10 protein-coding genes are annotated in these 15,477 nt (G+C 41.2%); 5 read left to right on the forward strand and 5 right to left on the reverse strand.

Translation table 11 applies throughout. The features are described 5' to 3' along the window. Positions 1–76: 76 nt before the first annotated feature. The 4 genes from BXY_RS06215 to BXY_RS06230 all read right to left on the reverse strand — a co-directional run bounded on the left by BXY_RS06215 (position 77) and on the right by BXY_RS06230 (position 6,768). Entirely contained in the window at positions 77–1,624 is a 1,548-nt protein-coding gene (locus BXY_RS06215) for an arylsulfatase (protein WP_118196000.1), read from the reverse strand. A gap of 82 nt (positions 1,625–1,706) precedes the next feature. Next, entirely contained in the window at positions 1,707–2,870 is a 1,164-nt protein-coding gene (locus BXY_RS06220; RefSeq protein ID WP_015531469.1) for a M24 family metallopeptidase, read from the reverse strand. A 232-nt stretch (positions 2,871–3,102) separates the two neighbouring features. Then, positions 3,103–4,440, reverse strand: coding sequence for an NADP-specific glutamate dehydrogenase (gene gdhA / locus BXY_RS06225; RefSeq protein ID WP_004317267.1), 1,338 nt, complete (start codon positions 4,438–4,440; stop codon positions 3,103–3,105). Between the two features lie 216 nt (positions 4,441–4,656). Then, positions 4,657–6,768 carry a prolyl oligopeptidase family serine peptidase gene (locus tag BXY_RS06230; protein WP_015531470.1) on the reverse strand — a complete coding sequence of 704 codons (2,112 nt, stop codon included), beginning with the start codon at positions 6,766–6,768 and terminating at the stop codon, positions 4,657–4,659. A 146-nt stretch (positions 6,769–6,914) separates the two neighbouring features. Here BXY_RS06230 and BXY_RS06235 point away from each other — a divergent pair, with 146 nt between their 5' ends. From BXY_RS06235 to BXY_RS06255, 5 genes are all read left to right on the forward strand, one after another. After that, a complete protein-coding gene (locus BXY_RS06235; RefSeq protein WP_008641200.1) occupies positions 6,915–8,150 on the forward strand; it encodes an AAA family ATPase in 1,236 nt (411 codons plus the stop codon). Positions 8,151–8,155: 5 nt separating this feature from the next. Next, a complete protein-coding gene (locus tag BXY_RS06240; RefSeq protein WP_008641201.1) occupies positions 8,156–8,797 on the forward strand; it encodes an HNH endonuclease in 642 nt (213 codons plus the stop codon). Between the two features lie 4 nt (positions 8,798–8,801). Further along, a complete protein-coding gene (locus BXY_RS06245) occupies positions 8,802–11,771 on the forward strand; it encodes a PEP/pyruvate-binding domain-containing protein (protein WP_015531471.1) in 2,970 nt (989 codons plus the stop codon). 412 nt (positions 11,772–12,183) lie between these two features. Beyond that, positions 12,184–13,173: a DUF4925 domain-containing protein gene (locus BXY_RS06250; protein WP_229096982.1), complete on the forward strand. Its 990-nt coding sequence runs from the start codon at positions 12,184–12,186 to the stop codon at positions 13,171–13,173. A 204-nt stretch (positions 13,174–13,377) separates the two neighbouring features. Beyond that, a complete protein-coding gene (locus BXY_RS06255; RefSeq protein ID WP_015531472.1) occupies positions 13,378–14,583 on the forward strand; it encodes a DUF4925 domain-containing protein in 1,206 nt (401 codons plus the stop codon). 108 nt (positions 14,584–14,691) lie between these two features. Here BXY_RS06255 and BXY_RS06260 read toward each other — a convergent pair whose 3' ends face one another. Next, a complete protein-coding gene (locus BXY_RS06260) occupies positions 14,692–15,477 on the reverse strand; it encodes a porin family protein (protein ID WP_004317272.1) in 786 nt (261 codons plus the stop codon).

Consider the following 15,477-nt stretch of genomic DNA (forward strand, 5'->3'; position numbering starts at 1 on the left):
AATTAAGAACTGTACTGAAATGAATGAAACCTTGCTTTCTAACTGCTGATTACTCATTATTTCTTTATCCGTACGTTTACTGTTTGGGTAGCGTCACCGAGAAATATGGATTGGGCGTATGTTGTTCGAAGATGATAGCTTTCATCTTTTCTACAACGTCCGGATGTTGGAGTGCTATATCAGTATCTTCGTGAATGTCCGTTTTTAAGTTGTAGAGGAACGGTGTTCCTTTTTTTACCACCATCTTCCAATCGTCCATGCGTACGGCAATCTGGTCTGTTTCATCAAATTCCCAATACAGGAAATCATGTTTCTTTTGCTTTTTCTTACCCAGCAGTGTGGGAGCAAAAGAAATCCCATCGAAATAATCGACTTCTTTTTCTTTATTGCCATATTTCTTTTCGTAGTCCTTGATGCCGATCACTTCGCAGAATGTAGGCATTAAATCATAAAAAGCACAGATGTGATCGTTCACTTTACCTGCTGGTATGTGCCCCGGCCAACGCGCGATAAACGGAATACGTATTCCTCCTTCATGACACTGGCGTTTTAATCCGCGCAGCTTTCCGTCTCTGCCGAAGAAAGTAGGATCGGCTCCGCCTTCTTCGTGAGGGCCGTTGTCACTGGAGAAAATAACCAATGTGTTTTCGTCCAGCCCTTTCTCTTTCAGCTTTTTCAGGACTTCACCCACGTAATAATCCAGCCGGGTAATCATTCCTGCAAATTGAGCATGAGTGTGCGTAATAGCATTGTATCGTGAGCCTTCGCTTCCTTTAAACTCTTTGTCCGGGTTGAATTTGGCTTTGTATTCATTCAGGATGGAATCTTCCGGTTGAACGAGTTCCGCATGAGGTAAGGTGTAAGTCAATATGCCGAAAAACGGTTGTTGGTCGTCTTGTTGGTCCAGCCACTCCAATGCTTTCTGATGAATCATGTCGGCCGAGTATTGCGGACGTTTCTGGTAGTCGGGACCATACATCGGATATTTGATGTTTTCATCCATCACCACCCGCACCACTCCGGTGTCGCCCAACGCTTTACTATAACGGTTCAGGAAATTGGGATAGTAGAGATGAGCCTGAAATTGACAGATGTAACCGTAGTATTCATCTATTTCCCGTTTGTCGGGAGTAGAACGCGAGCCTTCATATCCTCCCGCCCATTTGCCGAACATACCCGTGGTATAGCCATTGTCTTTCATTATTTCCGGTAAGATTACATGGTCGGAATCATAAGGGTGTTGTCCTACTATCGAATATTCTTGGTTTTGCCCATACAACACGATCGGTACATTTTTCCAGTATTCTTTGTTGCCTCGCACCTCGCAGTGGCCTGAATGTTGCCCTGTCATGAATGAAGCTCTGGAAGGCGCGCTGACGGGACTGCCGGCGTATGCCTGTGTAAAACGCATACCTTCATTCGCCATCGTGTCTATATGAGGGGTGCGGATAAATGGTTGACCGTAACAGCCTAAATCTCCATATCCCATGTCATCGCAGAGAATGAAAAGAATATTGGGTGGAGTATTTGATTGGGGCGGTGTAGTGTTTTCCGGTGCTTTGTTAGTGGCTGTTGCAGCGCAGGTAACAGTGGACATAAGGGTTAGAATGAAAGGTTGTTTCATTGTTTTTGGGGGTTAAGTGTGTTATTATTAGTAGAAAAAGATGTGTCCGGCAAAGAACGGACACATCTTTTTCATCATCTGTTTAACTTAATTCAATGATTTCTTCATTGCAGTTCGTCAGCTTTTCTATTCCTTCATTGGTTACTACCCAAGAGTTTTCAATACCTACGGGGCCTACACCCGGAATAACGATTTTCGGTTCGAGGGCAAAGACCATGCCCGGTTCTAATTGTTGTTTCATGCGGGGAGCCAATACCGGAGCTTCATTAATTTCGAGTCCGATACCGTGGCCGATAAACTTGGCTTGTTGCCCTGTTCCCATAAATTTGTCGGCAAATCCGGCTTCTTTGGCTATTTCGGCAGCTGTGTCGTAAAGCACTTCACAAGCAATGCCCGGTTTGGCGATGGAAGCAATCTTTTCCTGAATATCCAAACAAACCTGATGGGCGGTGTAAGCCTCTTCGGGCAGCTTTCCTATTGAGAATACACGGCTCATATCGTTCATGTAGCCGTTGAAGTTACCTCCCAAGTCCACCATAACGCTCTGACCTTCCTTTAGCGGAGTTTTATTTGCTCCTCCCGGCAAAGCAGGATCAAGTCCCTGTCCACCTAAAGCAAAATCATAGGGCGAGGGGTATCCGGCATTGTCTCCGGTCAGTACGCTACCCATGAATATTTCCATGCTGCGTCCGAATACCCGGAAAATTCCGAGGCAACCTTGCAAGCGCATCAGGCGTTCTATTTCAATGGAAAACTCGATGTCCGTCATACCGGGGCGATATACGCTTGGAATCTGCTCGTATGCCTTGGCGTGGGCAATGCCCGAACGGCGGAACATCTCAATTTCTACAGGTGTTTTTACGCTGCGTGCCTGACGAATCAACGGGGTGCCATTTACAACTTCTGCTTCCGGAAACAGGCTGGCCAGACGGCAATATTCCGTATAAGGGAGCTCGTCACCTTCTAACATCAGTTTGGTTGGCATCGGCAATCCTTGTTCTTTCAACAGGTCAACGATTTGTTCCGGTTTGCGAATCGAGAACGAATGTTCTCCTGTGATATTATTAGGGCGTTTGAAAAACAATAGTGCAGGCGAATGAAGGGGGAGGTAAAGATAGCCACTGACTACACAGCCATACGTGTAAATTAAATTTGCATTACAAGTGATAAGTGCGGCGTCAATGCCCTGTGACACCATCAGACTGCGAATCTTGTCACGGCGAAATTTCAATTCGGGTTGTAGCATTTTTTATTTATTACATGATTATTAATTACAAAACTATCAATGGTAAATTATTAGTTGTGAGTTATTTATCTGATATAACAAATTCACAAACCATTATTTAACCTATCATGCCACAAAGATAATTAATTCCAGCGAAAATATTGTTAATCTCAAAAAAATAGCGCTACCCGCGTCCTGTCACAGGAGGCGAGCAGCGCAAACCACAAATACAAATACAACTAAACAAAGTCTTCTAAATAACGCCTTGTCCCATCATTGCGTGAGCTACTTTCATAAACCCGGCAATGTTGGCACCCTTCACATAATTAATGTATCCGTCGGGTTCCGTGCCGTACTTCACGCATTGTGCATGGATGCCGTGCATGATTGCATGGAGCTTTTCGTCCACTTCGGCAGCACTCCAGCTTAGGTGCATTGCGTTTTGAGACATTTCCAGACCGGAAGTGGCAACACCGCCTGCGTTGACCGCTTTACCCGGAGCATACATTGTCTTATGTTCAATAAAGAGGTCGATTGCTTCGGGAGTACATCCCATGTTGGAAATTTCTCCGACGCAAAGTACGTCATTTTTTATGAGATTTTGAGCATCTTCTCCATTTAATTCATTCTGGGTAGCACAAGGAAGCGCGATGTCTGCTTTCACTTCCCACGGGCGCTTGCCTTCTACAAAGGTAGCATTCGGATACTGTTCTGCATAAGGGGCAACAATGTCATTACCCGACGAACGAAGTTCGAGCATATAGTCTATCTTTTCGCCGCTGATACCATCCGGATCGTAGATATATCCGTCCGGACCGGAAATTGTAATCACTTTGGCACCCAGTTCGGTAGCTTTGGTAGCTGCTCCCCAGGCGACGTTGCCAAAACCGGAAATAGCGACTGTCTTACCTTTTATGTCAATACCTTTTGCTTGTAGCATCTGATTTACAAAATACAGACCACCGAAACCGGTAGCTTCCGGGCGAATCAACGAGCCTCCGAATTCTAATCCCTTGCCGGTGAATGTGCCTGTAAATTCGCGAGTCAGTTTCTTATACATACCGAACATATAACCTACTTCACGTCCGCCTACGCCGATATCACCGGCTGGTACATCCATATCCGGTCCGAGGTGACGCCATAACTCCAACATAAAGGCTTGACAGAAACGCATAATTTCAGCATCACTCTTACCGCGCGGAGAGAAATCGGAACCACCTTTTCCACCACCCATAGGCAGCGTGGTCAGTGCATTTTTGAATGTCTGTTCGAAACCGAGGAACTTCAGAATGGAGAGATTGACGGAAGCATGGAAACGGATACCGCCTTTATAAGGACCGATTGCATTATTGAATTGTACACGATAACCGAGGTTGGTCTGTACCTCGCCTTTATCATCCACCCACGTTACACGGAAAGTGAAGATACGGTCGGGTTCTACCAATCTTTCTATGATTTTAGCTTTTTCAAATTCAGGATGTTGATTGTATATATCTTCGATAGAAAGAAGAACTTCCTTCACTGCTTGAAGATATTCAGATTCACCGGGATGCTTAGCCTCCAAAGAGGACATGATTTTCTGGATGTTCATGATACTATGTTTTAAAAGGTTAATTCTGATAAAATGTCAACTAATTCACTGCAAATATAGGAATTTTTTTCAAAGTTGCTTGTTTTAATGCAGATATTTTGATTAAATAATGATAAAATGTCAATTTCTTCTGCTGAAAAACACAAAGCCCCGCAGCCTGTAATGTAAAATACAGGTTACGGGGCTTCTATGTGTTTATAAATAGGAAGTGTCGCTTTAGAATTTTGGTTTCATTCCTAAATTATACATGATGAATCCGTAAATATCAGCTTGTTCTTCCAGTACTTTAGCCATTGGTTTGCCTGCGCCATGCCCGGCTTTGCTGTCAATACGGAGCAGTGTCGGATTGGTACCGTCGTTGTCGGCTTGCAGGGTAGCGGCAAACTTGAATGAGTGGGCAGGGACTACACGGTCGTCATGGTCGGCGGTAGTGACCAGTGTTGCCGGATATTTCGTGCCCGGTTTCAGGTTGTGCAGTGGAGAGTAGCCTTTGAGGTATTCAAACATCTCTTTGCTGTCTTCGCTTGTGCCGTAATCGCTTGCCCAGTTCCAGCCGATAGTGAATTTATGGTAGCGGAGCATATCCATTACACCTACTTGCGGGATCGCTACACGGAACAGGTCAGGACGCTGTGTCATGCAGGCACCTACCAACAGACCACCGTTGGAACCTCCTACAATGGCGATTTTATCTTTATTCGTATATTTCTGGTCGATCAGATATTCGGCAGCAGAGATGAAATCGTCGAATACGTTCTGTTTCTGCATTTTAGTTCCGGCTACGTGCCAATCTTCACCGTATTCACTACCACCGCGCAGGTTTACTTGTGCGTAGATACCTCCATTTTCGAGGAATGGAATGCGCGTGGCGCTGAAGCCCGGGTTGAGGCTGATGCCGAAGCCGCCATATCCGTAGAGGAATACAGGGTTCTTGCCGTCTTTCTTCAAATCTTTCTTATAAGTAAGGAACATCGGAATTTTTACGCCGTCTTTGCTGGCGAAGAATACTTGTTCGGTCACAAAATCATCCGAGTTGAATTGTACTTTCGGGGCACGGTATAGTTCGTAGGTGTTCTGATCCATGTCGTATTTGTAGGTAGCACCCGGTATGGTGAATGAAGTGAATCCGAAGAAACATTCTTTGTCGTCTTTGTTGCCGCTAAAGCCTACGGAACCGAGTGACGGCAGTTGGATTTCCTGAATTTGTTTACCGTCGAGACCGTAAACGTATGCGTGGTTCGAGGCATCTTTGTCATAAGTAAGGAACAGTTTGCCACCGATCACTTCCGCATTTGAAAGAACAGCTTCCGATTCGGGTACGAGCTCTTTCCAGTCTTCCAGCTTCGGACGGTTGATGTCAGCTACCATGATCCGGTTTTTCGGTGCACCGTAGTTGGTATAAATATAAATCTGGTCGCCGATAACTTCGATTGGGTAATATTGGTAGTCGAGGTCTGAAGTCAGCTGGATGAAGGGTGAATTCGGCTTTTTCAAATCCCGTATAAACAGGTTGTTACCTCTTCCGGCGCCGGATTCCGTTAGGAAGAGAATCCGTTCGTCTTCACTGGTGCTCGATGTATAGAAACGTTTCGGATAAGCAGGATTCTGATAAATCAGTTTATCTTTTGACTGTGGCTCACCGATTTTGTGATAATAGATTTTGTGATTCTCGTTCACGTTGGAGAACTCTTTTCCTTTGGACGGTGCATCATAGGCACTGTAATAGAAACCGTCTCCCTGCCAGGCAGCACCGGTGAACTTGGCCCATTCGATGTGGTCTTCCAGTAGTTTTCCGCTTTCGGTATCCATTACATAAATTTCAGACCAGTCCGAACCGCTGCGTGAAATACTGTAAGCGGTGTACTTGCCGTCGTTTGAGAAATAAAGACCGGTCAGTGCCACTGTTCCGTCGTCCGATAGTTTGTTGGGATCGAGGAAAACACGCGGTTCGCCGTCCAATGAGTCCTGCACATAGAATACACTCTGGTTCTGCAGACCGTCATTTTTACTGAAATAATACTTTCCATGTTTCTTGATCGGAGCACTGATTTTCTCGTAATCGGCCAGTGTTGTCAATCGTTTCAGCAGGTTTTCGCGGAACGGGATCTGGCTAAGATACTCATTCGTTACTTTGTTTTGTGCTTCTACCCAGGCAGTAGTGGCTGCGCTGGTGTCATTTTCCAACCATCTGTAAGGGTCGGGAACTTGTGTGCCGAAGTACACATCTACAGTGTCTACCTTTGTCGTCTCGGGGTAAACCAGCTTTTTTTGTTGGGGAGCGCATGACATCACCATGATTCCACTCATTAATAAAGTTACCTTTTTCATGTGAATAAAAAGTCTTTTTGAATAAACTTAAAGTTACAAATCTACAAAATAATAAGAGATAAACAAGTAAACTTTATAAAGAAGATGATGGAAAATGAGATTTAAAGAATTAACTTTGCAAAAGTAATCATCAAGTATAAAGGACTATGGGTAATTTTATTACGAGTATCAAGGTTAATCATATTTTTCATTTGGAGAACTTTTGTATACCAATCTCTGAAAATGAAAAAAAACATCTGATTATTACGGGAAAGAACGGAAGTGGTAAGACTATTCTGTTGAATGCAATTGTGGAGCATTTAAGTAAGGTTTGTAATGATAAGATGTTGAGTTTCTTAGATTTTAAGAAATATTTAGAGTCTAATCAAGCATGGTTGCAGCAAGCTGAGACCACTGGTGATTCGAAAAGTATTGCTTCCGGCCAGAATAACGTTGAATATTATAAAAATAGAATTGAAGAATTTTATGGAAAAGTAGAACTTTCATTCCATGATATATACTCTATACCTAAGGATTTTTTAAGTCAGGACTTTATTATAGCCTACTATGCTGATGAACGTAAGTCTCTTTTTGTAGAACCTAAGAATCCTGTTAAGCCAGATTTGAAGATGAAGACTGATCTGAAACATAATAAAGTAGATCAGTTCTTGAATTTTATGGTTGACTGTAAAGTGCAAGAGGCCTTAGCTCGTAATGAAGGAAAAACAGAGGATGCTGATTATATTCGTCAATGGTTTGTCGGCTTCCGAAATATTCTTCGTCAGATATTTGATGATACAACCTTAGAACTTGATTTCAATTATAAAGATTACTCTTTCCTTATTCAAACACGCGGAAAGTCGTTTAAATTCACCGAACTATCAGCGGGATATTCGGCTGCATTAGACATTGTAGCCGATTTAATTTTAAAAATGCAATCACAGAATAATGTGGTCCGTGCATACGAGAAAGAAGGAATTGTGTTGATTGATGAAATAGAAACGCATCTTCATTTGGAACTACAACGAGTGATTTTGCCGATATTGACTACTATTTTTCCTAATATACAGTTTGTTGTCACTACTCATTCCCCTTTTATTCTTAATTCTTTAGAGAATGCTATTGCTTTTGATTTGGAGCATCGTGAACCAATTGAAGACTTAACGGATTATTCTTATGAAGCATTAGCAGAAGGTTACTTTGGTGTTCGTACAGACTCCAGTGAGATTCAAATGCGTTTACAACGGATGGAAGAATTGATTCGTTCCGATCGGCTTTCTATTTCGGATAAAAGTGAGTTGGAAATGTATCTGCAGGATTTTGATAAGATTCCGGAAGCAGTTGCTCCTGCTGTAAAAGCTAAATATTATGATCTGAAAAGAGAGTGGCAAAATAAGAATTAATTAAGATGATTAGAATTTGTAAAAATGCAGATAAGCCACAAACTTTAGATAAGAGTTATAATACGGACGAGGTCTGCAAACAATTACTGATGGATCAGAATGATAAATGTTATCTATGCGAACGGCGTTTGACAACTGATTATCAAGTAGAGCATTTTAAATCGCAAGCCAATAATGGAGACTTGAAACAAACATGGGAAAACTTATTTGTAGCTTGTGGATACTGTAACAATAAAAAGTCGAATAAGTATGATGATATCTTAGATCCGACTCAATATGATATCGAAACTATAATAGAACATTCAAATGATTTTGTTAATCAGAAAGCAATATTTGATAGTGATAATAGAACTTCTGAAGTACTTTCAACGATAAAGTTATTGAATTTATTATTTAATGGAAAACTATCTTATAGGAATTGTCGTGAGCAACGATTTTATGATGAATTTATTCAAAAAATGAATTTCTTTTCTTATGTTGTTGATGAATATATGTCAGGTGAGAAAGAATATTATTATCCGGTTATAAAAGAACAGTTGGATATTCGTAGTGAATATTTGGGATTTAAATATGCCATTATTCATAGTAACGATTTGCTGAAACATGATTTTGGAGATATGACGATTTGGAATAAGAAAGGAGAATGACTTTATGCTTAGTAAATATAAATTAAACCAGCTTTACTTCAAAGATACACAATTCGCCAACCTGATGACAAGGCGAATTTTTAACGTGTTGTTAATCGCTAATCCTTATGACGCTTTTATGTTGGAAGATGACGGGCGTATTGATGAGAAGATTTTCAATGAATACACCTCTTTATCTTTGCGTTATCCGCCTCGTTTCTCGCAGGTATCCACAGAGGAGGAAGCATTGGCGCAGTTGGAAAATATGTCGTTCGACCTGGTGATTTGTATGCCGAGCACGGGGGATAATGACAGTTTTGATATCGGTCGTCATATAAAAGAGAAATATGAGCATATTCCTATCGTGATCCTGACTCCTTTCAGCCATGGTATTACCAAACGGATTATCAATGAAGATTTGAGTGCGTTTGAATATGTGTTCTGTTGGTTGGGCAATACCGACCTGCTGGTGTCTATTATCAAATTGATAGAAGACAAGATGAATCTGGAACACGATGTGCAGGAAGTCGGTGTGCAGTTGATTCTTTTGGTGGAGGATGGCATTCGTTTCTATTCTTCTATTTTGCCGAATCTGTATAAGTTCGTGTTGAAGCAGAGTCAGGAGTTCTCTACTGAAGCCTTGAATGCGCACCAGCGTACACTTCGTATGCGCGGGCGGCCTAAGATTGTACTGGCACGTACGTATCAGGAGGCAATGGAAATTTATCATAAGTATCAAAATAATATATTAGGAGTAATCACCGACGTCCGTTTCCCGAAAGTGGAGCGGGGGGAGAAAGACGGTCTGGCAGGTATCAAGCTGTGTGCCGAGATACGCAAGAACGATCCGTTTGTTCCGTTGATTATCCAGTCGTCCGAATCGGAAAATTCGTCTTATGCCGCTAAGTACGGCGCTAGCTTTATTGATAAGAACTCAAAAAAGATGGATGTCGATTTGCGTCGTATCGTTTCCGATGATTTTGGTTTTGGTGATTTTATATTCCGTAACCCGGCTACCGGGGAAGAGATTGCCCGTGTCCGGAATCTGAAAGAACTGCAAAACATTCTTTTTGCCGTACCTGCGGAGTCTTTCTTATATCATATCAGCCGGAATCATGTGTCGCGTTGGTTCTATTCTCGTGCCATGTTCCCGGTAGCCGAGTTTTTAAAACCGATTACCTGGAATAGTCTTCAAGATGTGGATGCTCACCGGAAAATCATCTTTGAGGCGATTGTGAAGTATCGTAAGATGAAGAACCAGGGAGTCGTGGCTGTGTTTAAGCGAGACCGTTTCGACCGTTATTCTAACTTTGCCCGTATCGGGGATGGTTCTTTGGGCGGAAAAGGGCGTGGACTGGCGTTTATTGATAATATGGTGAAGCGTCATCCGGAGTTTGAAGAGTTTGAGAACGCACGTATTGCTATTCCTAAAACGGTGGTGCTTTGTACGGATGTGTTTGATGAATTTATGGACACTAATAATCTGTATCAGATTGCGCTGTCAGATGCGGATGATGCTACGATTCTGAAATACTTTCTGAAGGCAAAGTTGCCTGACCGCTTGGTGGAGGACTTCTTTACTTTCTTCGATGTAGTGAAATCTCCGATTGCCATCCGTTCCTCATCTTTGCTTGAAGATTCTCATTATCAGCCGTTTGCAGGAATCTATAACACATACATGATTCCTTATCTGGATGATCGGTATGAAATGTTGCGCATGCTTTCGGATGCCATCAAAGGGGTGTATGCATCAGTCTATTTCCGTGACAGCAAAGCGTATATGCAGGCTACTTCGAATGTGATCGATCAGGAAAAGATGGCTGTTATCTTGCAGGAGGTAGTTGGCAATCAATATGGCGACCGTTATTATCCGTCTATGTCGGGTGTGGCTCGTTCACTGAATTATTATCCTTTAGGAGATGAAAAAGCCGAAGAAGGAACGGTTAATCTGGCTTTGGGATTAGGGAAATATATTGTAGACGGTGGTATGACCCTTCGTTTTTCTCCCTATCATCCCAATCAGGTGTTGCAAACCAGTGAAATGGAAATCGCTCTGAAAGAGACCCAGACCCGTTTCTATGCTTTGGATTTAAAAAATGCCGGACATGATTTTTCTATTGACGATGGTTTCAATTTACTGAAACTCCATGTCAAAGAGGCGGAAAACGATGGTGCCCTGCGTTATATTGCCTCTACGTATGATCCGTACGATCAGATTATCCGAGATGGTCTGTATCCTGGGGGGCGCAAGGTGATTACTTTTGCCAATATCCTGCAACATGATGTTTTCCCGTTGGCTCGTATTCTGCAGTTGGTCTTGAAATATGGTGAACAGGAGATGCGCCGTCCGGTTGAAATTGAATTTGCAGCAACGTTAAGTCGCGAACATGATAAATCCGGAACCTTCTATCTGTTACAGATACGTCCTATCGTAGACAGTAAAGAAATGCTGGACGAAGATTTGAACGAGATACCGGATGAAGATGTGATTCTCCGCTCATATAATTCGTTGGGACACGGTATCATGAATGATATTTATGATGTGGTCTATGTAAAAACCGATAATTATAGTGCCTCTAACAATCAGGCAATTGCTTGGGAGATAGAAAAGATCAACCAACAGTTCTTGAATGAAGGAAAGAATTATGTGCTTGTCGGTCCGGGACGTTGGGGAAGCAGTGATACATGGCTCGGTATTCCTGTGAAGTGGCCTCATATCTCGGCTGCCCGTGTGATTGTGGAAGCCGGACTGACCAACTATCGGGTAGATCCCAGTCAAGGAACACATTTCTTTCAGAATCTGACTTCGTTCGGGGTTGGATATTTCACTATCAATGCCTTTATGAATGATGGTGTGTATAATCAGGACTTCCTCAATGCGCAACCTGCGGTGGAAGAAACGAAATATCTTCGTCATGTCCGCTTTGAGAAACCGATGGTGGTCAAGATGGATGGAAAGAAGAAGCAGGGTGTGGTTTTGATGCCGGAGGCTTAAGGTGGAATAGGGGCCAGTTGTAAATCGTGAGAGAGATTTGGGGTGTAGCAACTGCATTTCCCTTGATAACAATTTTATAATATATGGTGTTAGAATGAAAGTGATATCCTTACATGTTCCTACCTATTAAGAAAAACTAACTATTGCTTACGAATAGACTCTATTGATATATTTATATGTGAAATTTGAATGGTAACTTTCCGCTGATTATTAAAAACAGAATATAATCAGCGGAAAGTTTTGTTTTTCATGGTTGATGTTAGATGTATTTCCTTAAAAATAGAACAGAAACATGAAATATAGACCTTGTGGATATCTGAAAATAATAGTTATTTTGCAACCGTTTAAATATTATTATCTGTGTGATGGGAATATCACACAGATGTGTTTATTAATTAAAAGCAGAATAGAAATGAGAAAGAATTTATTTTATTACTTATTTACCGTATTGTGTACAGCAACTTTGTTTATTTCTTGTAGTGATGATGAGGACACTCCCAATCCTGTAAATCCTTTGGTAGGTGTGTATAGCTTGAGTGATTATGAAACAGCAGATTTTGTGGTGGCAGAAGGAGATGACCCTATTAAAAATTTTCCGAAGGCAGGTCCTTTGTATGCAAAATGGGATGCAAAGAAAGAAGATCCGTTTACAGTAGCAGCAAGTGGAATGTTTCGTATGATGGGGGCGACTATGCTTCCTCAGGTGTTGAATACGATTGAGATGAGTGAGGACGGAAATATTATTGCTTCCTATGTGGATAAACCGACTTTGCAGGGTACAGATAAATTGATGAATTGGGCTATGGCGGGACTAATGGGTGGAATGTTTCCAGAAAAATCTGAGATTACTTCATTGGCTGCCACTTCGGGATTTGTGAATTCACCTGCCGGACTTGCTACATGGTCTGAAAGTAATGGTAAAGTAGTAGTAAAACTAAATATTACTAATATTTTGGGTGCTGCTCTTGGAGGTCAGGATGCAAGCAGTTTGGAAACCATCATCAATCAGGTACTGACAGGAGAACCTGCTGTGTTGAAAGAATTATTGAAAAGTTTGTTTCAGATTGATTTGGCGAATGTAACTGATGCTTCTATTCGTCAGTTGCAGGGATGGGCATTAAATGGTATTCCGATGAATAAGAAAGAAGAAAGTGGAAAAACTTATTTGTATTTGGATAAATCGGCTTTTGATACTTTTATGATACTCCGTGACACAGGAGAAAAAGATGATTATGGAGCCCCAATTATGAAAAATGATTTGCTTTATGTATGGGAGGCGTTGGTTAGTGCTAATTTGATTCCAGCAGAGGCTGCTCAAGCGGTTATACTGATACAAATAATTTCAGGTTACTGGAGTGAGACAAAGACCTTTGATATTGGTTTGGATTTGGTGAAACAATAATAGTAGGATTTATGTGATAATTAAAAAGGTTGGAAACGCCATTAGTCTTCCAACCTTTTTCGTTTTTAGGTATATTATGGAATGTATTGACAACTATTGATAAAAATAAGATTTGTGTAGGTAAATTAAAATTAGTTACTTTGTAAAATGAATGTTTGGTGAGGAAAATTGTTTATTATTAATCCTTTAGTAAGATAGAAATAAATGAAAAAAGAATTATTTTGCTATTTGACTTTTCTTTTATGCGTGGCAATATGTTTTGTATCTTGTAGCGATAAAGACGAAACTATAGTGTGTCCAATAAAGAATTTCACATTTACAGATGTAAGTGGTTTGGCTTTGACTTATAGTGGGAAGCCTATGTTAGGGAAGAAGGTAGAATTTATTCCGGATGCAGCAGATGCAACCAAAGCCCGATTGATATTGTCAGGAGCCTTGGTGGATTTATCTGATATTTTAGGTTCAGTGGCTATGAATAGCAGAGCCGGTATAACAGATCTGTTGAAGTTTGCGAGTCCGGGAGTTATCCCGGGAGAAAAGACAACTGAACTTCATGTTACTCTGAATATAGATGGTGACATGGTGACTTTTTCCGGAGAAGAGGAGCAGAACGGAGGTATTATTCGGTATAACGGTTCAGCGACAAAGAGCTTTTTGAAATTGGACTTGAACGTGGCATTGCCTGAAAATGGCTTTGCTGATACTTCATGGAATCTGGTGCCACAGAAGAGTGTCGAACCTGTATATTATGTTTGGAAGACTTCAGCAAATCCGATATGGGGGAGTATTTTGGTTAGAGTTATTTTTACCGCTAAAGTGGTTGATAATAAATCAATCCCCCAATTGTTATCAGCTATATTGAAGGAAGTACGTTTCCTGCCCGATGGAAATATACAGGCAGTTTATAAAAATGGTATTGCTGATGCGGAATGGAATGATTCAGATTTGAATTTGGCTATGTATAGAATGGGAGAACAGGAGAATCAGATTAAACTCTTTTTAAATCTGTCGCAAATAATGGATACGGCTATGTCAGTTACAACTTTAAGTCGAGCATCGGGAATATCTTCTGTAGACATTAAAGAGTTACTGAAATTGATTCCGATGTTGAGTGAAGGAATTCCTCTTTATTATGAGCAAGATGGAAATGGAGGTATGAAAGTCTATGTTGGAGAAGACGTGTTATTGCCTCTATTGAAAGCTGTAAAACCGTTGTTTGAGGATGAAGAGTTTGTAAACGGACTATTGGAAATGCTAGAGGCTCAAGCTGGTGATATGGCATCTTTAGTTAAAGCTTTGAAGCCAGTATTAAAAAGTCTTCCGAAGGTAATAGATGGTACAACAGAAGTTAAGTTTGGAATAATGTTTACCGCTCTGCAACCATCAGCAGAAACAAATATCTTGAAATAAAGATATAATAATAATTTCTTTTGTACAAAAATAGCATCATAAAAAGGGCAGTCCTCAAAAATGGACTGCCCTTTCTCATGGTGCTATAAAACAGGATGATATTTTTCGTTAGAATGCATACGCAAATCCTATATTCAGATAAATAGGATACATAGCGAAGCTTATCGTTGTGAAGTCTTTTTTGAAAATGTCATTCAATCCCCACGTGAGATCGGCATACACTTTTAGATGCTTGAAAGCCAACCAATCCGCTCCTGCCTGAACTCCCCATTGAAAGTGGCGAAGCTCTTCCGAGAAATCATACTTTGCGCTTTTATCGCCCTCAATTGATACTTTGTCACCAGTGGGATTTTCTTCACGCAGATATCCGTCGTACACATTTCCTGAAAATTCTCTTTCCAATATGTATGATGCATATACACCAGCTTTCATGTGCCAACGGTCGTTTATTTTGTAAGCGGCTAATACTGGCAATGTGAGATATGAATTATTTACATTCGTACTAACTTTTCCTGTCCAATTCCCTTTTAAACGTCCGCCATCGCTAGCAATGATTTCCATATTATAATTCTTTACTGTAGCATCTGTCTTCATCTTGCGGCTTTCCAAGCGAATTCCGGTAACGATACCCCACTTCTTCGTTGGCTCTATCCATTTAGTCATATTTCCTTCCAAACTGATGGCTAATGAAGGATTATAAGAGTTGATAGATCGTATTTCTGCTGGCAAAGGAATAGGAGAAGTTCCGCCGATACTGAATCCGGCTCTAACTTCATACTCCCAACCGTGAAGTGCTGCATTAATTAAGGTTTTGGTCCGGTTGGTCTGTGCAGAGACAGAATACACGCTAATAATTGTAAATATAAAAGCTATATATAGGTTTCTTTGTGTCAT

Source organism: Bacteroides xylanisolvens XB1A (assembly GCF_000210075.1).
Taxonomy (GTDB): Bacteria; Bacteroidota; Bacteroidia; order Bacteroidales; family Bacteroidaceae; genus Bacteroides; species Bacteroides xylanisolvens.

Excerpts from the sequence above, each read along its gene's own strand:
- BXY_RS06255 (WP_015531472.1), top strand. The coding sequence starts at position 13,378 with ATGAAAAAAGAATTATTTTGCTATTTGACTTTTCTTTTATGCGTGGCA.
- BXY_RS06235 (WP_008641200.1), top strand. The coding sequence starts at position 6,915 with ATGGGTAATTTTATTACGAGTATCAAGGTTAATCATATTTTTCATTTG.
- gdhA (WP_004317267.1), bottom strand. The coding sequence starts at position 4,440 with ATGAACATCCAGAAAATCATGTCCTCTTTGGAGGCTAAGCATCCCGGT.
- BXY_RS06245 (WP_015531471.1), top strand. The coding sequence starts at position 8,802 with ATGCTTAGTAAATATAAATTAAACCAGCTTTACTTCAAAGATACACAA.
- BXY_RS06230 (WP_015531470.1), bottom strand. The coding sequence starts at position 6,768 with ATGAAAAAGGTAACTTTATTAATGAGTGGAATCATGGTGATGTCATGC.
- BXY_RS06215 (WP_118196000.1), bottom strand. The coding sequence starts at position 1,624 with ATGAAACAACCTTTCATTCTAACCCTTATGTCCACTGTTACCTGCGCT.
- BXY_RS06250 (WP_229096982.1), top strand. The coding sequence starts at position 12,184 with ATGAGAAAGAATTTATTTTATTACTTATTTACCGTATTGTGTACAGCA.
- BXY_RS06240 (WP_008641201.1), top strand. The coding sequence starts at position 8,156 with ATGATTAGAATTTGTAAAAATGCAGATAAGCCACAAACTTTAGATAAG.
- BXY_RS06220 (WP_015531469.1), bottom strand. The coding sequence starts at position 2,870 with ATGCTACAACCCGAATTGAAATTTCGCCGTGACAAGATTCGCAGTCTG.
- BXY_RS06260 (WP_004317272.1), bottom strand. The coding sequence starts at position 15,477 with ATGACACAAAGAAACCTATATATAGCTTTTATATTTACAATTATTAGC.